The sequence below is a fragment of the Anaeromyxobacter sp. SG17 genome (assembly GCF_022690695.1).
Classification (GTDB): Bacteria; Myxococcota; Myxococcia; order Myxococcales; family Anaeromyxobacteraceae; genus Anaeromyxobacter; species Anaeromyxobacter soli.
The window spans coordinates 71462-90855 of the sequence record NZ_JALCYX010000003.1 but is presented as its reverse complement, the minus strand read 5'-3'; the positions used below and the strand labels follow the sequence as shown (position 1 = coordinate 90855).

16 protein-coding genes are annotated in these 19394 nt (G+C 72.8%); 4 read left to right on the top strand and 12 right to left on the bottom strand.

The window, feature by feature from the left end; all coding sequences use genetic code 11:
* Positions 1-80: 80 nt before the first annotated feature.
* The 4 genes from MNY60_RS02325 to MNY60_RS02310 form a co-directional block, all read right to left on the bottom strand.
* A complete protein-coding gene (locus MNY60_RS02325) occupies positions 81-3455 on the bottom strand; it encodes an efflux RND transporter permease subunit (protein ID WP_242359963.1) in 3375 nt (1124 codons plus the stop codon).
* Positions 3452-4459: an efflux RND transporter periplasmic adaptor subunit gene (locus tag MNY60_RS02320; RefSeq protein WP_242352285.1), complete on the bottom strand. Its 1008-nt coding sequence runs from the start codon at positions 4457-4459 to the stop codon at positions 3452-3454. The genes MNY60_RS02325 and MNY60_RS02320 overlap by 4 nt, the downstream gene beginning before the upstream one ends.
* Before the next feature lie 390 nt (positions 4460-4849).
* Positions 4850-5515, bottom strand: a complete 666-nt coding sequence (locus MNY60_RS02315; RefSeq protein WP_242332996.1) for a glutamine cyclotransferase — start codon at positions 5513-5515, stop codon at positions 4850-4852.
* On the bottom strand, positions 5512-6756 hold the full coding sequence (locus MNY60_RS02310; protein WP_242332994.1) for a helix-turn-helix domain-containing protein: 1245 nt from the start codon (positions 6754-6756) through the stop codon (positions 5512-5514). The genes MNY60_RS02315 and MNY60_RS02310 overlap by 4 nt, the downstream gene beginning before the upstream one ends.
* A 138-nt stretch (positions 6757-6894) precedes the next feature.
* Here MNY60_RS02310 and MNY60_RS02305 point away from each other — a divergent pair, with 138 nt between their 5' ends.
* Both MNY60_RS02305 and MNY60_RS02300 read left to right on the top strand, forming a co-directional pair.
* Positions 6895-7674 (top strand): thioredoxin family protein, encoded by a 780-nt coding sequence (locus MNY60_RS02305; protein ID WP_242332991.1) that lies wholly within the window; start codon positions 6895-6897, stop codon positions 7672-7674.
* A 48-nt stretch (positions 7675-7722) separates the two neighbouring features.
* A complete protein-coding gene (locus MNY60_RS02300; protein WP_242352283.1) occupies positions 7723-8523 on the top strand; it encodes a DUF2182 domain-containing protein in 801 nt (266 codons plus the stop codon).
* 31 nt (positions 8524-8554) lie between these two features.
* Here the strand turns inward: MNY60_RS02300 and MNY60_RS02295 are convergent, their stop codons facing one another.
* Together MNY60_RS02295 and MNY60_RS02290 are read right to left on the bottom strand one after the other, a co-directional pair.
* On the bottom strand, positions 8555-8974 hold the full coding sequence (locus tag MNY60_RS02295) for a hypothetical protein (RefSeq protein WP_242352281.1): 420 nt from the start codon (positions 8972-8974) through the stop codon (positions 8555-8557).
* 28 nt (positions 8975-9002) lie between these two features.
* The gene (locus MNY60_RS02290) at positions 9003-9386 is read right to left on the bottom strand and encodes a hypothetical protein (protein ID WP_242352279.1); all 384 of its coding nucleotides are present in this window, start codon (positions 9384-9386) and stop codon (positions 9003-9005) included.
* A 553-nt stretch (positions 9387-9939) separates the two neighbouring features.
* Here MNY60_RS02290 and MNY60_RS02285 point away from each other — a divergent pair.
* A complete protein-coding gene (locus MNY60_RS02285; RefSeq protein ID WP_242359962.1) occupies positions 9940-11916 on the top strand; it encodes an alkyl/aryl-sulfatase in 1977 nt (658 codons plus the stop codon).
* Positions 11917-12084: 168 nt separating this feature from the next.
* Positions 12085-12249 (top strand): hypothetical protein, encoded by a 165-nt coding sequence (locus tag MNY60_RS02280; RefSeq protein WP_242332981.1) that lies wholly within the window; start codon positions 12085-12087, stop codon positions 12247-12249.
* Between the two features lie 102 nt (positions 12250-12351).
* On the opposite strand, the gene MNY60_RS02275 is transcribed toward MNY60_RS02280, so the two are convergent.
* The 6 genes from MNY60_RS02275 to MNY60_RS24130 form a co-directional block, all read right to left on the bottom strand.
* On the bottom strand, positions 12352-13482 hold the full coding sequence (locus MNY60_RS02275) for a BMP family ABC transporter substrate-binding protein (protein ID WP_242332979.1): 1131 nt from the start codon (positions 13480-13482) through the stop codon (positions 12352-12354).
* Between the two features lie 58 nt (positions 13483-13540).
* On the bottom strand, positions 13541-14461 hold the full coding sequence (locus tag MNY60_RS02270; RefSeq protein WP_242332977.1) for an ABC transporter permease: 921 nt from the start codon (positions 14459-14461) through the stop codon (positions 13541-13543).
* Positions 14458-15546: an ABC transporter permease gene (locus MNY60_RS02265; protein WP_242352277.1), complete on the bottom strand. Its 1089-nt coding sequence runs from the start codon at positions 15544-15546 to the stop codon at positions 14458-14460. Before MNY60_RS02265 ends, MNY60_RS02270 begins: the two co-directional genes overlap by 4 nt.
* Positions 15543-17081, bottom strand: a complete 1539-nt coding sequence (locus tag MNY60_RS24135) for an ABC transporter ATP-binding protein (RefSeq protein WP_242359961.1) — start codon at positions 17079-17081, stop codon at positions 15543-15545. Before MNY60_RS24135 ends, MNY60_RS02265 begins: the two co-directional genes overlap by 4 nt.
* Positions 17082-17088: 7 nt before the next feature.
* Positions 17089-17649 carry a xanthine phosphoribosyltransferase gene (gene gpt, locus MNY60_RS02255; protein WP_242359960.1) on the bottom strand — a complete coding sequence of 187 codons (561 nt, stop codon included), beginning with the start codon at positions 17647-17649 and terminating at the stop codon, positions 17089-17091.
* A gap of 162 nt (positions 17650-17811) precedes the next feature.
* The gene (locus tag MNY60_RS24130; RefSeq protein WP_242359959.1) at positions 17812-19341 is read right to left on the bottom strand and encodes an OmpA family protein; all 1530 of its coding nucleotides are present in this window, start codon (positions 19339-19341) and stop codon (positions 17812-17814) included.
* Between the last annotated feature and the right edge of the window lie 53 nt (positions 19342-19394).

Here is a 19394-nt window from a genome sequence, read left to right as displayed (position 1 = left end):
TAGACGAAGACGGCCCCGCTTGCCATCGGGGCTCGCGATGACGCGGGTGCCGAAGGCGATCGGCCAGCGCGCGGGAGAGCTCAGGTGGCTGCTGAACGGGACGCCGTGACCAGGGGAGCTACGACCGCGATCGCCGGGCCTGCCGCGGAGGCGCCGCGCCGCCCCGGGGCGAGCGCGCCCTCGCGCTGGAGCTCGGCGGCGCGGCCGCGGCGGGCGACGAGGAAGTAGAGGACCGGCACGGCGAGCCGCGAGAGCAGCGTCGCCGCCACCTCGCCGGCCATGAGGCTCACCGCCAGGCCCTGGAAGATGGGGTCGGCCAGCATCACGGCGCTCCCGACGAGCACGGCCGCGGCGGTGAGCAGCATGGGGCGGAACCGGACCACGCCCGCCTCCTCGACCGCGGCCGCGAGCGGCATCCCCTCCCGCAGCTTCAGCTCGATGAAGTCGACGAGGATGATGCTGTTGCGCACGATGATGCCGGCGCCGGCGATGAAGCCGATCATGCTGGTCGCCGTGAAGAAGGCGCCGAGCGCGAAGTGTGCGGGCAGGATGCCGATGAGGGAGAGCGGGATCGGCACGAGGATCACCCACGGCACCGTGAAGCTCTGGAACCAGCCCACCACCAGGATGTAGATGAGGACGAGCACGACGGCGAAGGCGAGGCCGAGGTCGCGGAAGACCTCCAGCGTGATGTGCCACTCGCCGTCCCACTTGAGCGCCGGCTGCTCGGTGGACGCGGGGTGGGCGAGGCCGAGGCGTGGCACCTGCTCCCCGCCGGCGTCGCGAAGCGCGTCGAGCTTCCTGTCGAGCGCCGAGAGCGCGTAGACCGGGCTCTCGATCTCGCCCGCGAGGTCGCCGAGGACGTATGCGACCGGCATGAGGTTCTTGTGGAAGACGGGCGGGTCGACTCTTCCGTCCTCCGGGCTGACGAGCTCGGAGAGCGGGACCGGGCCGCGCCGTCCCGGGACGGTGAGCTGCAGCAGATCCTCGAGGCGCGCCCGCCGCGCCGGCGCGAGCTGGAGCACGACGGGGACCTGCTCCGCGCCCCGCTCGACGTGAAAGCTCCCGAGCGGCGCTCCGGCGCCGCCCGCCGCGAGCGTCTGGATCACCGCGGCCGGCGCGACGCCGTGCAGCGCGGCCTTCTCCGCGTCGAGGCGGAGCGCCAGCTTCGGCGACGTCGCTGCCAGCGACGAGTCGACGTCCACCACGCCCTTCGTCGAGCGGAAGGCCGCCAGGACCTCGCCGGCGAGCCGGTCGCGCTCCGCCGCCGAGGGGCCGTACACCTCGGCCACGAGGGTGTCGAGCACGGGCGGGCCGGGCGGGAGCTCGACCAGCTTGAGCCGGCCGCCGCGCGGCCAGGCGATGGCCTCCAGCGCCGGGCGGACGCGCGTCGCGATGGCGTGGCTCTGCGCCTTGCGATCGCCCTTGGGGACGAGGTTCACCTGGAGGTCCACCTGCTCGGCGCCTTCGCGCAGGAAGCTGTGGCGGACCATGCCGACGAAGGTGAACGGCGCGGCGACGCCCGAGTGGACCTGGACGTCCTTCACCTCGGGTTCCTGGAGGAGCCGCCGCGCCAGCTCCTGCCCGACGGCGAGCGCCCCCTCGCGTGCCGTGCCGGCCGGCAGGTCGAGCTGCACCTGGAACTCGCGCTTGTTGTCGAAGGGCAGCATCTTCACCTTGAGTGCCCCGAGCGCGACGAGCGACGCCGCCCCGGCGAGGAGCCCGAGCACGAGGGCCAGGAAGGCCCAGCGACTCCAGGCGCGGGTGAGGAGCGTGCCCATGACGCGACGGTAGAGCCGGGTGAGGCGCGTCTCCTGCGCCCGCGCCGGGATCGCCGCTGGCTCGGCCGCGAGCGGGTCCGCAGGGTCGCGGCCGCCGTCGGCCGGGTGCAGCCCCGACGCGTCGACCTCCGCCAGGTGCCCCTCCTTGCGGAAGACCTTCATCGCGGCCCAGGGGCTGATGACGAAGGCGATCGCGAGCGAGAAGAGCATGGCCGCGCTGGCGCCCACCGGGATGGGGCGCATGTACGGGCCCGAGAGGCCGCGCACGAACGCGTTCGGCAGGATGGCGGCGATGACGGCGAAGGTGGCGAGGATGGTGGGGTTCCCGACCTCGTCGACCGCCTCGACGACCGTGCGGGCGAAGCTCCGCTTCGGCCCGGGCAGGTGGAGGTGCCGGTGGATGTTCTCGACCACCACGATCGCGTCGTCGACGAGGATGCCGATCGAGAAGATGAGCGCGAAGAGCGTGACGCGGTTGAGCGTGTAGCCGAGGAGGTAGGTGGGGACGAGCGTCAGGGCGAGCGTCACCGGCACCGCCACCCCCACCACCACCGCCGAGCGCCAGCCCATGGCGAGCGCGATGAGGGCGATCACGGACAGCGTGGCGAGGAGGAGGTGCTCGATGAGCTCGTTCGACTTCTCCCCCGCGGTCTCGCCATAGTTGCGGGTGACGCTCACCTTCACGGAGGAGGGGATGAGCCGGCCGCGCAGCGTCGCCACCTTGTGCTCGACCGTCCTCGCCAGCTCGGGCGCGTTCGCGCCGGCGCGCTTCGCCAACGCGATGGAGACCGCCTGCTCGAATCCGGGCTTCCCTCTCTCGGCCATCAGGACGACGGCCGGCTCGGGCTCGGGACCGTCCGTCACGCGCGCCACGTCCTCGAGGTAGATGGGCCGGTCGCCTCGGACCGCGACCACCAGGCGGCGCAGGTCCGCCGCGGAGCGCACGAATCCGTTCGCCTCCAGCTCGATGCGCCTGCCCGCATCCACGAGCGCGCCGGCGGGGAGCTGCCCCTGACCGGCCGCGATGGCCGGCTGCAGCTCCGCGATCGACACGCCCAGCGTCCGCATCCGGTCCGGCTCGGGCTCGACCCGGGCCACCCGGCGCGCGCCCCCCAGCACCCGCACCTGCGCCGTCTGCGGGACGGCCGCCAGCTCGCGCGCGACCTCCTCCCCGAGGGCGCGCAGCTGGCCAGCGGGCTGCGGATCGCCGTGGAGCGTGAGCGTCAGGAAGGGGACGTCGTCGATGGTGAGGAGCCGCACCACCGGCGGTAGCGCCCCGGAGGGCAGGAGCTCGGGATGCGCGCCCAGCTCCTGGTGGACCTTCACCAGGCTCGCCTCGAGCGGCTCGTTCACCTTGAAGCGCACGGTGAGGAACGCCGCCGACGGGGTGGAGGTCGAGTAGAGGTACTCGACGCCCGGGATGCCCCACAGCCGCCGCTCGAGCGGCGCGGTGAGCTGGCTCTCCACCTCCCGCGCGGTCGCGCCCGGGTACGGCACCAGCACGTCGACCATGGGGACGATGATCTGCGGCTCCTCCTCGCGCGGCGTCAGGAGGACCGCGGTGACGCCGAGGGCGATCGAGGCGACGACGAGGAGCGGGGTCAGCTTGCTGCGCAGGAAGCCGCGCGCGAGCCGGCCGGCCAGGCCGACCCGGTGTTCCGAGGGAGAAGTCATGGCGTCACCTCCACCCGCTGCCCATCCCGCAGCGCGCTGCCCGGAGCGTCGATGACCGCCTCACGCGCCTCCAGTCCCGCGCGCACCGCGACGCGGTCGCCGACGCCCTCGCCGAGCGCGAGCCAGCGGAGCTGCGCCTGCCCTCCGGTCACGACGAAGACGCCGGTGAGGTCGCCTCGTTCCACGAGGGCGCTGCGCGGGACCCACACCCCGCGCGGCGGCGCGGCAATGTCGACCGGGAGCACGAGCCGGGCGAAGGCGCCGCTGCGGAGCGTCGCGCCGCCCTGCTGCACGCGAGCGCGCAGCGTCCGGCGATGGGACAGCGGATCGCCGCCGACCGCGAGCGCCGAGACCTGCGCTGCGCCGGCCTCACCGCCCGCCTCGAACCGGATCGTCTGGCCGATCGCGATCCCGCGCGCCTCCGCTTCGGAGAGGCTCGCCACGATCTCCAGCGCGCTCCCTTCCAGCTCGAGCAGCGGCTGGCCCGGGCCGACGAGGTCGCCGGCGTCGACGCGGCGGGCCTGCACCGTGCCGGCGAACGGGGCGCGGATCTCGGTGTAGGCGAGGGTCGCGCGCGCGGCCGCCACGGCCGCACGGGCCTGCGCCCGCTCCGCCCGCGCTCGGTCAAGCTCGACCGCGGTGGCCGCCCCCTGCGCCGCGAGCACCTCCATCCGGCGCTCCTGGGCGGCGGCGGTCGAGAGCGCGGTCCGTGCCGCAGCGAGCTGCCCCCGGACGTCATCGTCCGACAGCCGCACGAGCAGCTCGCCCTGGCGGACGCACGCGCCCTCCTGCACGTTCACGGAGCGGACCGAGGCCGGCGTCCGCGTGGAGACGACGGCCCGGCGCACCGCCGCCAGGCTCCCTGCCGCCCATCGGGTGCCGCGGGCGGGAGCGGTGGTGACGACGCGCACGCGCGCGGGCGCCGCCGGCGAGGCAGGAGCCGGCTCGGCCAGCGCCGCCGCCGGCACCGCCACTGCCAGGACCACTGCGAGGGTGCGCGTCATGGCTCCGCTCCTTCGACCACGGCGAGCTGCAGCTCTGCTCGAGCCGCTCGGTCTCGCGTGGGACACCCGACGCCATCGCATGGCCTGTACCAGGCGCGCCGCGGCGAGGATCCGTGTGCCCTGCAGCGGTTTCCGTGCGGCGGCGCCCCGAAACGGGATCCGGCGAGCTCCCGTCTCGGCGAGAGCTCGTGGCCGGCCGCGGCGAGATCCCGTCGCGTGGATCCGAACGACGCCGTGCGAGATGGCTCGCCTCGCAGGAGAGCGCGTTGGCTGCCCCGCGGCGCCTCGGCTGCCGGCCTGGCGAAGCGCCTCTCGCCTTGGGCGAGGGGGCGAGGTGCTCCGAGCGCCGGCGCGAATCGGCCAGCGCGAGCGCCTTCCAGCGCGCGCGGTCTAGCGTCCCGACCGGCGGCGCGGCTTGCGCACCGCGCGGATCCGGCCGCTCGCGCCGCCCCCTGCGTAGAAGAAGTCGCCCTGATCCGACTCGAGCCCGCTCACCTCCGTGCCCTCGGGCATCGTCAGGCGGGTCAGCACCTCGCCCGTCTCGGGATCGACCTGGCGGAGCTCGGCCTCGCCGCCTTCCCATGTCCCGTGCCAGAGCTCGTCGTCCACCCAGGTGACTCCGGTGACGAAGCGGTTCGACTCGATCGTGCGCAGGATCGCGCCCGTGTCGGGATCGATCTGGTGGATCTTCCGGTTGCGGTACTGGCCGACCCAGAGCGTACCCTCGGCCCAGGCGAGCCCCGAGTCTCCGGCGCCGCCACCCGGAGCCGGGATCCTCGAGAGGACCTCACCGGTCACCGGGTCGATCTTGTGGATGCGATCGCCCGCGATCTGGAAGAGGTGCCTGCCGTCGAAGGCCGTCCCGGCATCGCAGGGGACGTCGAGCGCGCGCACGATCCTGCCGCTCGCCGGTTCGAAGGCCTGCAGCTTCTCGCCGCTGGCGAACCAGACCAGGCTGCCGTCGAAGCTGACGCCGTTCACGCGCCGTGCGTCGGGGAAGGGCCCGTACTCGCGCACCACCTCGGCCGGCCGCTCCGAGTCGCTCTCTCTGCTCATCGCCTGCCCCTTTCCCTATCCTGACCGTGTCCGTCGGAGACCGGGAGCAACAAGGATGTCGCGAATCCGGCCACTGGCGCGGAGAGCCAGCGCCGGGAGCGGCCGCGGCCCAGGGCGCGCACCTGGCCGGCCTCCTCGAGGGCTGCCAGGGCCCGCTGCACCGTCCGCTGGCTGGACCCCAGTGCCAGCGCCAGCGCCGAGGTCGACCAGGCCTCGCCGTCGGCGAGCAGCGCCAGGACGGCGGCGTCGGGGCTCTCGATGGGCGGTGCCAGCAGCCGCACCGTGCCCGCCTCTGGCGCGACCAGGCAGAAGCCACCGGCGGTGGCCCGGATCCCGGCGAGCGGCCGCAGCGTGTGACGCAGGCGCCCCATCGCGACCCGCAGGCGCGCGCGGTGGGAGGCGTTGGTCCGACGCGCGCCGAACGCGCGCTGGATGAGGCCGTCGCGCGCTGCCTCGCCGGGCCACGCCTCCGCGAGACCGCACAGCAGCGCGAACAGCGCCGGCCGGCGCGCGAGCCGCACCACCCGCTCCCCGCGGCGCACCGCCCGCCGGCAGCCGTCGACGACCAGGTCCGACGAGGTGAGCACGGCCTCCACCTCCGCCAGGGTCAGGGATCGCGCCTCGCCCGCGGCGACGAGACGCGCCGCCGGCAGGACGAGGGCCCGTCCTGCCTGCTCGATCTCGGCGCGCAGCGCCCCGATGCCCGATCGCGCCGCCGCCTCCCGCGCGCGCGCGAGGGCCGCGCGCGCCCGTTCGGCTCGCCCCCGGCGGAGCGCGATCTCGAAGGTCACCAGGGCGGCCACGGCCGCGAGCCGGGCGGGCCCGGCGTCGAGCTCGAGCCGAGCGCACGCGACGTCCGCCTCGTCGACCCGGCCGAGCAGCAAGAGGCGGCGGATCTGCAGCAGCCGGGCGTGGGCCGCGTTGTCCCGCTCGCCGCGAGCGGCGAACGTGCGCAGGGCCTCGCTCAGCGCCCGCGGCGCCCAGGCGAGATCCCGCGCGGCCAGCGCCACCTCCGCCTCCGCCGTGAGACAGCGCGCCCGCGCGAGCGTCTCCCGCGGCCCGAAGCCACGCGCGGCCCGTCGCAAGAGCTCCCGCGCCCGCCCCAGGTCCCCGAGCTGGGCCATCGCGATCCCGCGCAGCGCGAGGGCCGCCGGGTCGTCCCGCAGGGCCACGCGCCCGAGCGCGCCGAGCGGATCCCCCGCGCGCAGCGCGCGCCCTGCCGCCGTGATCGAGGCGTCCATCTTCGGAACCTAATCCCGTCGCCGTTGTTACTCCCGACTCCCTTCGGTGGACGTTACCTCTGGCCACGCAGGGAACGATCCCTGCCGACAGCGGGCGGACCGACGCCGCCCCGAAGCGTGACAGGAAGGGAGAGCGCGATGACGACGCACCACACCGGTACACGTGGAGAGTGGCTCGCAGCTCGGCTGGAGCTGCTCGAGGCGGAGAAGGAGCTGACGCGGCGCAGCGACGAGCTGGCGCGGCGGCGGCAGGAGCTGCCGTGGGTCCGGGTCGAGAAGGAGTATCGCTTCGAGACCGACGAGGGGAGCGCCTCGCTGAAGGAGCTCTTCCGCGGGCGCTCGCAGCTCCTCGTCTACCACTTCATGTTCGGGCCCGACTACGCGGCGGGGTGTCCGTCCTGCTCGGCGATCGCCGATGGGTTCAGCGGCTCCGTCGTCCACCTGGCCCACCACGACGTCACGCTCTCGGCCGTGTCGCGGGCGCCGCTCGCGAAGCTGCAGGCCTACAAGCGGCGGATGGGGTGGACGTTCCCCTGGGCGTCCTCGTTCGGCGGCGACTTCAACCTCGACTTCGCCGTCCATTTCACCGAGAGGCAACAGCGCGAGGGGGGCATCGAGTACAACTACCGGCGCGAGGGGGCGGCCTGGCAGCAGAGCGCGCTGGTCGGGGAAGACGGCGAGGGCCCCGTCGCCGAGATCGCGGCCATGACCGGCACCGACGTGGCCACGTACACGCGCGAGCGGCCGGGCGTGAGCGCGTTCGTGCTCGAGGACGGCGTCGTCTACCACACCTACTCCGCCTATTCGCGCGGGGTCGACGGGCTCTGGGGCATGTACCAGTGGCTCGATCGCGCACCCAGGGGGCGCAACGAGACGGGCGTCTGGTGGCGCCGCCACGACGAGTACTACAGGGGCTGAAGCGAGACCGGCGCTGCTGGCGCGGCTGCGGGACGGGAGATCTCACGCATGCTCTCCGAGCTTTCCGAGCGAGCTTCCCGGCAGAGGTTCCTGGGCGTCTCGGCGCTGCTCTTCGCTGGCAGCGCGGCGGTGACGATCGGCTGGTGCGCGTCGATGTCGGCCATGGGCGGGATGCCGATGCCCGGCGGCTGGACGATGTCGATGGCCTGGATGCGGATGCCCGGACAGACGTGGCTCGGCGCCGCGGCGTCCTTCCTCGGCATGTGGGTCGTGATGATGGTGGCGATGATGCTGCCGTCCCTCGTCCCCATGCTGAGGCGCTACCGCGAGGCCGTCGGCAGCACCGGCGAGGCGCGCCTCGGTCTCCTGACGGCGCTCGTGGGCGCTGGCTACTTCTTCGTCTGGACCGTGCTCGGAGTGGCCATCTTTCCGCTGGGGGTCGCGCTGGCGTCCGCCGAGATGCAGCAGCCGGCGCTCGCGCGCGCCGTGCCGATCGCGGTCGGCGGGGTCGTCCTCGTGGCCGGCGCCTGCCAGCTCACCGCGTGGAAGGCGCGGCACCTCGCCTGTTGCCGGGAGGCGCCGGGGCGCGGCCGCGCGCTGCCAGCCGGAGCCGGCACGGCCTGGCGCCACGGCCTGCGCCTCGGCCTTCACTGCACCTTCTGCTGTGCGGGTCCGACCGCGGTCCTCCTGGTCGTCGGAGTCATGGACCTTCGCGCGATGGCCGTCGTGACGGCGGCCATCACCGTCGAGCGTCTCGCGCCGGCCGGTGAGCGCGTGGCGCGAGCCACCGGGGCGCTCGCCGTCGGGGCAGGGTTGCTCCTCATCGCTCGAGCGGCCGGGGTGGGGTGACGCTCCGTGAGGGGTCGCGCTGCCCGACACTTCACGTCGCGCGGGCGACCTGGCGCAGCAGGCGCCGCGTCATGATCCGGTGTCCGCCGGTCCCGATCACGGCCGCACGGTAGAGCCGTCCGAGGACGCCGGGAAAGGCCGCGTGCGTCTGCGCGCGCAGGCGGCCGCCGTCGAGCACGAACGTCAACGCGTAGCTGGAGAAGCGGTGGCGACCGCGCAGGGCGAGCCGCCGCCCCGGCTCGGCCTCGACCACCCTGAAGCCCGGCACCGTCTCCCCCGGCCGTCCGGCGAACGCGGCCGTGCCCTGCGCCGGATCGCAGCCCAGGAGCCGCGCGAACGTCGCGCTGCCGCCCATCTCACGGCGCAGGACCTTCAGCAGCGCCGTCCAGACCGCGTCGGCGGGAGCGTCGATCGGCCGGCTGTGCTCGTCGATGTACGGCAGCGGCTCCATGGACAGGGTCACGCTCGGGCGAGGAGGTTCACGCGTGCCGATGCGACGCCGGGAGGCCGAAGCGCTCGACCGTCGCCCCCTCGAAGTCGAGCTCGATGAGCACGGCCGGCGCGTCGCCGATCACGGCGCCGTCGTGCCCCGGCTCGATCGCCACGACCTGCGGTGCCACGAGCTCGAGGGCGCAGCCATCCGGGTACTCGATCCGGATCGCGCCGCTCGCGAGGAAGCCGACGTGTCCGTGCATGCAGAGATCGGTGCCGACCTCCGGCTTCATGTCGACGGACCAGCGGAAACCCGGCGGATACACCACGCGCTTCACCCGCGCCGCTCCCGCGGGCCCGACCTCGAGCCGGACGTGGCCGACGTCCCTGCGGGTCGCGCCCCGGACCGGCTCGAGCGGCGTGGCGGCCACCGTCGAGCGGCGAGGGCGGCTCCCACGGGCAGTCGTCCGCTTCGCCGGCTTCGCGGCCTTGCTCGTTCGCCCCGCTCTCCTCCTCGGAACCTTCTTGCTCGCCATTGGGCCCCTCCGGATCGCGAGGGTCCATGCTACCAGACGCGACGTCACCCTCCGTCGAGCGGAGGTTCGCTCCGGGAGCGCCAGGGCCGGCGCTCTTCCGGTGAGAGAGCGTCCGCCTTGCTCGGGCGCGCCGCCGGCGGATGAGCGGGCGCTCGTCTCGCCTGCCATCACCGCGGTTCGCGGAGCCGCCGACCGATCGCGGTTCGCTGGCGCACGCGACCGTGTCACCCCTGCATCCCTCGCGGTGGTCGCGCCCCGCGAGCCTAGGGTGGGCCTGGGCGCGAGGCGCTCGAGGTGCGTGCCCGCGCCTGGGGGTGTCATGAACATCGCCAGCGTGAGGGGCTTCGCGGAAATCGCGCCGGAGCCGGTCGAAGTCGTTTCATCATCTCGGCGAGGGCCGTCGAACGGGGGCGCGACCGCAGGGGAGAGGACGACGCTCCGCCGCCTGATGATCGCCGTCGCGCTGCTGGCGGCGATCCTGCAGGCCACTCCGGCCGCGGCCGGATCGAGAGCGGGCCCTCGCAAGGCGACGGCCCCGGGGCCGGCCGAGCCGGCCACGATCGCGCACAACGCACAGGTGCTGCAGGAGCTGCCGTTCTCGGACCGCCAGGACTACGACGACGCGCAGCGAGGATTCATCGCCACCTTGCCGGACCTGACGATCGTGAGGGACGACGGGACGATCGTGTTCTCGCTTCAGGAGTTCGAGTTCCTGCAGCAGCCCGAGGCACCGGCGACGGTGAACCCCAGCCTCTGGCGGCACGCCCAGGTGAACCTCACCCACGGGCTCTTCCAGGTCACCGAGCGCGTGTACCAGGTCCGGAACTTCGACCTCGCGAACATGACGATCGTCGAGGGCCAGAGCGGCGTGATCGTGATCGACCCGCTGACCGCGACCGAGACGTCCAAGGCAGCCCTGGAGCTCTACTACCAGCATCGCGGCGTGCGGCCGGTGAAGGCCGTCGTCTACACGCACTCCCACCACGACCACTACGCCGGGGTGAAGGGGGTCGTCTCCGAGGCGGACGTCCTGAGCGGTGACGTGACCGTGCTCGCTCCCGAGGGGTTCCTGGACGCGGCCGTCAGCGAGAACGTCTACGCCGGCACGGCCATGTCGCGGCGGGCCTCGTACATGTTCGGATACCTCCTGCCCAAGACCGCCACCGGGACGGTGGACGACGGGCTGGGGAAGTCGCAGTCGGTCGGCACCGTCTCGCTCATCGCTCCCACGGACACGATCACGCGCTCCGGGGAGACGCGAAACCTGGACGGCGTGCAGATCGAGTTCGTGATGGCTCCGCAGACGGAAGCGCCGGCCGAGATGACCCTCTACTTCCCCGAGCTCCGGGTGCTGGACGCGGCGAAGATCGCCTGTCCGTTGATGCACAACACGCTGACCCCGCGCGGCGCCCAGGTGCGCGATCCCAGGAAATGGGCGGCGAGCCTGGACGAGCTGATCGCCCGGTACGGGAGCCAGGCCGACGTGCTCATCGCCTCGCACAACTGGCCGCGGTGGGGGAGGGGCCCGGCGGTGCAGCTCATGGCCGATCAGCGCGACCTGTACAAGTTCATGAACGACCAGACCCTGCACCTGCTCAACCAGGGTTACGTCCCCGTCGAGATCGCCGAGGTGATCAAGCTCCCCGCGAGCCTGGCGAAGCTGTGGTACGTGCGCGATCACTACGGCACCCTCAAGCACAACGTGAAGGCCATCTACCAGCGCTACCTCGGCTGGTTCGACGGGAATCCGGCCAACCTGGATCCGCTGCCGCCGGTCGAGGCCGCCAGGAAGTACGTGGAGTACATGGGCGGCGCGAGCGTGGTGACGGCGAGGGCACAGCAGGACTTCAAGCACGGAGAGTACCGCTGGGTCGCGCAGCTGATGAACCAGGTGGTCTTCGCAGAGCCCGACAACGTCGAGGCCCGCAAGCTGCAGGCGGCCGCCCTGGAGCAGCTCGGCTATCAGGCGGAGTCGCCCATCTGGCGCAACTTCTACCTGTCCGGCGCCCAGGAGCTGCGGGACGGGCTCGCGCCGGCGCCGGGAGGCGCGGCGACCGGCAGCGCGGACACGATCCGGTCGATGACGATCCCCCTCCTGTTCGACTACTGGGGCGTGCTCCTCGACGCGGCCAAGGCGAACGGCCAGCGCATGCTCCTCAACTGGACCTTCACCGAGCGCAACGAGAGCTACGCCCTCAACCTGTCCAACTCCGCCCTGACTCATCACCCGGGGCTCGACCCGGCGGCGGACGCGAGCTTCACGCTCGCCCGCGCGACCCTGAACGCCATCCTCCTCGGCCAGACCGACTTCCAGACGGAGGTGAAGGCGGGCAGGATCCAGGCGGTGGGCAACGTCCAGAAGCTCGCGGAGCTGATGGGCATGCTCGACAAGTTCGAGCCGCAGTGGCCGATCGTGACGCCTTGAGGCGTGCTTCGAGAGGGACCTCCCGCCTGCGCGCTCCGCGGAAGCCCGGGCGCTCTCTCGCGCGGCGCGGGACGGGGCGGCGAGCGCCCGCCCGCGCTGGCGGCCAGCGGTGGTGATGCCGGGCCTGGGCGGCCGCCCGGCGCTACCGTTGGGTGAGGGGGAAACGACATGAAGGGAAAGGATCAGAAAGAGCGCCGGACCGAGCCTCGCCCGGCCGAGCGTGAGACGCATGAGCGGGAGCGCACCGTCGCTCCGCCCATCGAGCGGGAGCACGAGACGGCGGAAGGCGTGTTCGAGGAGGACGAGGAGCGGCGCCACCACGAGCGCCAGTGACCGGTGACGCCGCCGCTCAGGCCTCGAGAGATGGAACGGCCCCCGGCCGGCGAAAGCCGGTCGGGGCCGCTGTGCTGCCGTGCCGTGAGACGGCCAGGTCGGCTACATGCTCGAGGGAACCTTCCCCTCGACGCCCTTCACGTAGAAGTTGATCGCGCCCTTCCACGTGTCGTCGGCGACGGCGTCCTTCGCGAGGACCTCCTTGCCCGTGTTGTCGACGACCGGTCCCTTGAACACCGCGACGGTGCCGGTCTTGAGCCCCTCGCGCGCGGCCTCGACGGCCTTCTTCGTCTCCTCGGGGAGGAACGCGGCGGGCTTCACGAAATCGAGCATTCCTTCCTTCACGCCCCACTTCGTGACCTCGGGCTTCCACCGCTTCTCGAGGATCTCGCCGAACGACTTCTCGTAGTAGACCGTCCAGTTCAGCGCGACCGAGCCGAGGTGCGCCTTCGGCGCGAACGCGCTCATGTCGCTGTCCCAGCCGAACCCGAACTTGCCGTTGCGCTCCGCGGCCTGGAGGACGGCCGTCGAGTCGGTGTTCTGGAGCAGCACGTCGGCGCCCTGGTTCATGAGCGACTGCGCCGCCTCCGTCTCCTTGGGCGGATCGAACCAGGAGTTGATCCAGACCACCCGCGTCTTCACCTTGGGGTTCACGCTCTGCGCGCCCAGCGTGTACGCGTTGATGTTCCGGAGCACCTCGGGGATGGGGAACGACGCGACGAAGCCGAGGGTGTTCGTCTTCGTCATCTTGCCCGCGACGACGCCCGCGAGGTAGGCGCCCTCGTAGAAGCGGGCCTCGTAGACCCGGAGGTTGTCCGCGGTCTTGTAGCCCGTGGCGTGCTCGAAGTAGACGTCCGGGTGGTCCTTCGCGACCTTCACCATCGCGTCCATGAAGCCGAACGAGGTGGCGAAGACGACCTTGTTGCCCTGGGCGACGAGGTCGCGGATGACGCGCTCGGCGTCCGGGCCCTCGGGGACCTTCTCGACGAAGGTGGTGGTGACCTTGTCGCCGAACTTCGCGAGCGCGTTCTTGCGGCCGAGGTCGTGCGAGAAGCTCCAGCCGGAGTCCCCGACCGGGCCCACGTAGACGAAGGCGGCCTTCAGCGGCTCGGCCTTCGCGGTGGGGGCGGCGGCGGGCGCGGGCGGCGCCTCTTCCTTCTTGGCGCAGGCTGCGAGCGTCGCCCCGAGGACGACGGCGCCGAGCGCGAGCTTGCGGACGAACGAACGAGTCATGTGGCTCCCCTCTCTCTAGGTGCGGTGGTGACTGCGGTGAGGCGCTGCGTCCCGCCGTTCAGGCGCCCGGGAAGAACGGCTTCCCGAGCGAGGCGGGCATGTTGAGGCGGATCCAGAGCGGATTCCGGGAGATGAGGACGAGGACGACGACGGTCGCGACGTAGGGGAGCATCGCCATGAACTGGCTCGGCAGCTCCACGCCCTGCGCCTGCAGGTGGAGCTGCAGCATGGTGACGCCGCCGAACAGATACGCGCCGAGGAGGATCCGGGCTGGCCGCCACGTCGCGAAGACCGTCAGCGCGAGGGCGATCCAGCCGCGTCCCGCGACCATGCCCTCGACCCAGAGCGGCGTGTAGACGACCGAGAGGAACGCCCCCGCGACGCCGCAGAGCGCGCCGCCCGTCACCACGGCGGCGAGGCGGATCCGGCGCACGCCGTAGCCGAGCGCGTGCGCGGACTGCGGCGACTCGCCGACCGCCCGCAGCACGAGCCCCGCGCGCGTCCGGTAGAGGAAGAAGGACGCGGCCCCGACGAGCGCGACCGCCACGTAGACCATCGGGTGCTGGCGGAAGAGGGCCGGGCCGAGGAACGGCAGCTCGCCGAGGATCGGCACCGCGTGGGCGCGCTGCTCGCCGAGCTGCCGCCCGACGTAGTCGATCCCCACGAACGCGGAGAACCCCGAGCCGAAGAGGCTCACCGCGAGCCCGGTCGCGTACTGGTTCGTGTTCAGCCACACCACGAGCCAGCCGAACACGGCCGCCACCGCCGCACCCGCCGCGGCACCCGCGGCGAAGCCCAGCCACTCGCTCCCCCCGTGGAACGCCGCCGCGAAGCCCGCGACGGCCGAGATGAGCAGCATGCCCTCGGCCCCGAGGTTCAGGATGCCGGCGCGCTCGTTGAGGAGCAGCCCGAGGCCGGCGATGGCGAGGGGCGTGCCCGCGGCGAGCGTCGCGGCGACGAGCAGGGCGACCTCGCTCAAGGCGCGGTCCTCCAGGTCCACCGGACGAGCCGGAGGCGGTGGTGGATGAGGGTGTCGCAGCCGAGCAGGGCGAGGAGCAGGATGCCCTGGAACACGCCGCTCACCGAGGCGGGCAGGCCGACGCGCGACTGCGCGAGCTGCCCGCCGATCACGAACGCGGAGAGCACGACGCTGGCGAGCACCGCGCCGAGCGGATGGAGCCGGCCCACGAAGGCGACGATGATCGCGGTGAACCCGTAGCCGCTCGCCACGTGCGGCGTGAGCTGGCCCATCGGGCCGGCCACCTCGAAGGCGCCGGCCACGCCGGCGAGCCCGCCCGAGACGAGCAGCGTCGTCCAGACCGCGGATCGCGACGAGAACCCCGCGTAGCGCGCCGCCGCCGGCGCGGGGCCGCCGATCTGGAGCTGGATGCCGCGGTGGGTCCGGAACATGAACAGCCACATGAGGACGGCCGCGACGAGCGCGAACGCGAACCCCCAGTGCAGCCGCATGCCGCGCACGAACCGCGGGATCTCGGTCGCCGCCGCGAACTGCACGGTCTGCGGGAAGTTGAAGCCCCGCGGGTCCTTCCACGGCCCGAACACGAGCCAGGACAGGAAGAGGTCCGCCACGTAGACGAGCATCAGGCTGACCAGGATCTCGTTCGCGTTGAAGCGGTCCCGCAGGAGCGCCACGATCGCCGCCCACGCCGCTCCGCCCGCGGCCCCCGCCGTCACCACCAGCGGGAAGAACGCCCACGGCGAGAGCGCGACCGACGCGGTCGTGACCCACAGCGCGAGCCCGCCCCCCGCGATGGCGCCCATGAGGAACTGCCCCTCGGCGCCGATGTTCCACACGTTCGAGCGGAAGCAGAGCCCGAGGCCGAGCGCGCACAGGATGAGCGGCGTGCACTTGAGGCCCAGCTCGGTGAGCGCGCGCACGCCGTGGAACGGCTCGACGAGGAACATCGAGAGCACGCGCACCGGGTCCTTGCCGAGCGCGAGGAAGAGCACGCCCCCGGCGGCCACCGTCACCGCGAGCGCGATGAGCGGGGAGAGGACGCTCATCCTGAGCGAGGGCACCGGGCGGACGTCGAGGCGGATCATGGGCTCCCTCCGGCGAGCGCGGCCGCCTGACCGGGGCCGCCCGCCCACAGCCCGCTCATCCACTCGCCGATCTGCTCGACGGTCGCCTCGGCCGTCGGGATCGACGGTGAGAGGCGCCCCTTCGCGATCACGTGGAGCCGGTCGGCGAGCGCGAAGAGCTCCTCGAGCTCCTCGGAGACGACGAGCACGGCGCACCCCGCGTCGCGGAGCGCGACGAGCTCGGCCCGGATCTGCGACGCCGCCCCGACGTCCACGCCCCAGGTCGGCTGCGCCACGACGAGCACCTTGGGGACGGCGTCGAGCTCCCTGCCGACGATGTACTTCTGGAGGTTGCCGCCCGAGAGGCTCCGCGCCGCGGCGGACGGGCCCGCGGCCTTCACCCAGTACCGCCGGAGCACGCCGGAGGCCTGGTCGCGGAGCGCGGCGCGGTCGATCCAGCCGAACGCGCGCAGCGCCTCCTTGCGCGTCAGCAGCATGTTGTTCGCGAGCGAGAGCGCCGGCACCGCGCCGCGGCCGAGCCGCTCCTCGGGAACGAAGTGCAGGCCGCGCTTGCGGCGCGCGGCCGCGCCCACCCGGCCGATCGGCTGCCCGAAGAGCTGGATCGCGCCGGCGTCGGCGCGCGGGTCCTCGCCCGAGAGCGCGGCGAGCAGCTCCTGCTGGCCGTTTCCGGACACCCCCGCGATGCCGACGATCTCTCCCGCCCGGACGTCGAGCGAGACGTCCTCGAGCGCGACGCCGAACCGGTCGTGGCTCTCGAGGGTGAGCTCCCGCGTCGAGAGGGCGATGGCGCCGGCGCTCGCGGGGCGCCGCTCGAGCCGGGGCGGCTCGGCGCCGATCATCAGGCGCGAGAGGCTCGCGGTGCTCTCCCGGGCCGGATCGCAGCTCGCCACGACGCGGCCGCCGCGCAGCACGGTGCACTGGTGGCACAGCGCCACGATCTCGTGGAGCTTGTGGCTGATGTAGAGGATCGAGCAGCCGGTGGCGGCGAGCTTCCGCAGCGTCTCGAACAGCTTGTCGGCGGCCTGCGGCGTGAGCACGGCGGTCGGCTCGTCGAGGATCAGGAGCCGCGGGTTCGCGAGGAGCGCCCGGACGATCTCGACGCGCTGGCGCTCGCCCACGGACAGCACGTGCACCGGCCGGTGAGGATCGAGGTCGAGGCCGTACTCGGCCGCCTTCCCGCGAATCCCCTCGACCACCTCCCGCAGGCTCACCGTGCGGGACAGGCCGAGCCAGACGTTCTCCGCGACCGTGAGCGAGTCGAACAGGGAGAAGTGCTGGAACACCATGGCGATGCCGAGCGCGCGCGCGTCGTGCGGGCTGCGGATGTCGGCCGGCGCGCCGTCCCAGAGGAGCTCGCCGGCGTCGGGCGCGACCGCGCCGTAGACGATCTTCATCAGCGTCGACTTGCCCGCGCCGTTCTCGCCGAGGATCGCGTGGATCTCTCCGGGCGCGACGGCGAGCGCGACGTCGTCGTTCGCGACGACGTCCCCGTAGCGCTTCGTGACGTGCCGAAGCTCGAGGCGCGGTGCGGTCACGGAGCCGTCACTCCGTCTCGCGCCGCTGCCGGATCGGAGAGACGAACCGGTAGTCGATGTCCCAGGGGAAGTAGATCCACTTCTCCTGCCGGAACTCCTTCACGAACGTGTCGACGACGGGGCGCCCGAGCGGCTTGGCGTAGAGCGTCGCGAAGTGCGCCTTCGGGAGCCGCTCCCGGACCGCCTGGGCGGTCCGGCCGGTGTCGACGAGGTCGTCGATGAGGAGCCAGCCGTCGCCGTCGCCCTGGACCGTCTTCAGCCAGCGGAGCTCGCCCTGTTTCTGCTCCGCGCCGCCGGACTCGCCCGCGCCGTAGCTGACGATGCAGACCGTGTCGATGAGCCGGATCTCGAGCTCGCGGGCGACGAGCGCCGCAGGAACGAGGCCGCCGCGCGTGATCGCGATGATGCCCTTCCAGTCACCGAGCTCGTGCAGGACGCGCGAGAGATAGCGCGTGTCGCGGTGCAGCTCCGGCCAGGAGATGACGATCTCGTCCTTGTACGGACCCTCGTCGGACGGGACCGCGCCCCGACCCTTGCCGGGCGAGGAGTTCGTCGGGTCTGTCGCCATGGCGTGTTCTACCGGATGGGGCTGACAGCGCCGACAGGCGGGCGGATGGCCGCCTGGGTCAGGCGGCGCCGGGCGGCAGGCGCTCGAGGACACCTGCGCCAATGAAGAAAAGAGGCCCCCGGCGAACCGGGGGCCTCGAGGTTTCGGCGAAGCGTGGGCCCGCTACTCGGACTGCACGATCGAGATCTCGACCCGGCGGTTCGCCTCGCGACCCTCCGGCGTGTCGTTGGACGCGATCGGGCGGCTCGGGCCGTAGCCCTTCGCGGACAGCCGCGCCTTGTCGACGCCGCGGGCGGCGATGGCCTTCGCGACGGCGTCGGCGCGGGCCTGCGAGAGCCGCTTGTTCAGGGCCGCGCTGCCGCTCGAGTCCGCGTGACCCTCGACCTGGACGCGCTTGATCTCGGGGTGCTCCTTCAGCACGTTCGCGATGTCCTCGATGAGCTTGTCCGACTCGGGGCGAATGGTGGCCTTCCCCGCCTCGAACTGGACCTTCTCGCGGAGCTCGATCTTCTTCGCCTCCGGCTGCACCACGACGCGCGGGCAGCCCTGGTTGTCGGCAGGGCCAGCCTGGTCCGGGCACTTGTCCTGGTGATCCGGGACGCCGTCGCCGTCCGTGTCCTTCGCCGGGCAGCCCTTCAGCTCAGGGAGGCCCTTCTCGGTCGGGCACGCGTCGTCCTTGTTCGCGACGCCATCGCCGTCGTCGTCGAGGTTGGGGCACTGATCGGGCGTGTGCGACTGCCCCGGAGCGCAGGGATCCACCGGCGCGGCCGCGGCGGGGGGCGGCGGAGGCGGCGGGGCCGCCTGCTCGGGGGCGGCCTCCTTCTTCGCGCGCGCGCCCTCCATGCCGAAGGCGAGGCCGACGACGCCGCGCCACTCGGGCGTGCCGATCGCGTTGAAGAACCCCGGGCCGCCGAGCGCGAACAGCTCCGCCGGGCCGAGGACGGCGCGCAGGCCCGCGAGGACCTCGGCGGTGCTCGGGCCGGCCTCGAAGGGCGTCGCGCCGCGGAACGACAGCTCGGGCCGGATGGTCCCCTTCATCGCGATGGTCGCCCCGTAGATCACCTCGGAGCCGACGTTCGTGTTCTGGATCTGCTCTCCCTCGCGCGCGACGAGGCCGCCTTCCGCGCCGATGATCACGTTGCCGAGGTCGCGGCCGAGCTCCAGCTTCAGCAGCGCCGCGGGCTTCGAGAACTTGGCGAACGCGCCCGCCGTGCCCCAGGGAGGCAGGAACTCGCCGGCGAAGGCGACGTTCACCGGCGAGGCGCCGTCGCGCTGCGAGAGCGCCGAGATGCGGATGCCGAACGAGGGCATCCCGAAGCCGTCGCTCTTCGCGGCCGAGAGGCCACGCTCACCGTCCTGGTTCAGGACGTAGCTCGCGCGGGCGTAGAGCTCGACGCGCTCCACCGGAACGTAGTCGAGCGTGAGGTGGAGCGTCTGGCGGTCCTTCACGATCGCGTCGCCCGTACGGCGGCCGAACAGCTCGGTGCCGTGCCGCACGAGCGGCCGATGCTCCCAGTCGCCCGCGGCGGACAGGCGGAAGCTCCGCGCGGGGTTCACCTCGCCCGTCCCGACGACGAGGGAGCCGATCGCGGAAGGGTCGAGCTGCAGCCGCTCGAGCTCGAACGATTGGGCCGACGCGGCGTTCGCGAGCGCCGCAAGCACCGCGAAGGTCAGGACTCTGACTTTGGTCACTTTTCAAGCCTCATGTTGAAGTGGGGAGTAAGCGAACGGGCGCAAACTACCTC

Excerpts from the sequence above, each read along its gene's own strand:
- MNY60_RS02325 (WP_242359963.1), bottom strand. The coding sequence starts at position 3,455 with ATGACTTCTCCCTCGGAACACCGGGTCGGCCTGGCCGGCCGGCTCGCG.
- MNY60_RS02320 (WP_242352285.1), bottom strand. The coding sequence starts at position 4,459 with ATGACGCGCACCCTCGCAGTGGTCCTGGCAGTGGCGGTGCCGGCGGCG.
- MNY60_RS02315 (WP_242332996.1), bottom strand. The coding sequence starts at position 5,515 with ATGAGCAGAGAGAGCGACTCGGAGCGGCCGGCCGAGGTGGTGCGCGAG.
- MNY60_RS02310 (WP_242332994.1), bottom strand. The coding sequence starts at position 6,756 with ATGGACGCCTCGATCACGGCGGCAGGGCGCGCGCTGCGCGCGGGGGAT.
- MNY60_RS02305 (WP_242332991.1), top strand. The coding sequence starts at position 6,895 with ATGACGACGCACCACACCGGTACACGTGGAGAGTGGCTCGCAGCTCGG.
- MNY60_RS02300 (WP_242352283.1), top strand. The coding sequence starts at position 7,723 with ATGCTCTCCGAGCTTTCCGAGCGAGCTTCCCGGCAGAGGTTCCTGGGC.
- MNY60_RS02295 (WP_242352281.1), bottom strand. The coding sequence starts at position 8,974 with ATGGAGCCGCTGCCGTACATCGACGAGCACAGCCGGCCGATCGACGCT.
- MNY60_RS02285 (WP_242359962.1), top strand. The coding sequence starts at position 9,940 with ATGATCGCCGTCGCGCTGCTGGCGGCGATCCTGCAGGCCACTCCGGCC.
- MNY60_RS02280 (WP_242332981.1), top strand. The coding sequence starts at position 12,085 with ATGAAGGGAAAGGATCAGAAAGAGCGCCGGACCGAGCCTCGCCCGGCC.
- MNY60_RS02275 (WP_242332979.1), bottom strand. The coding sequence starts at position 13,482 with ATGACTCGTTCGTTCGTCCGCAAGCTCGCGCTCGGCGCCGTCGTCCTC.
- MNY60_RS02265 (WP_242352277.1), bottom strand. The coding sequence starts at position 15,546 with ATGATCCGCCTCGACGTCCGCCCGGTGCCCTCGCTCAGGATGAGCGTC.
- gpt (WP_242359960.1), bottom strand. The coding sequence starts at position 17,649 with ATGGCGACAGACCCGACGAACTCCTCGCCCGGCAAGGGTCGGGGCGCG.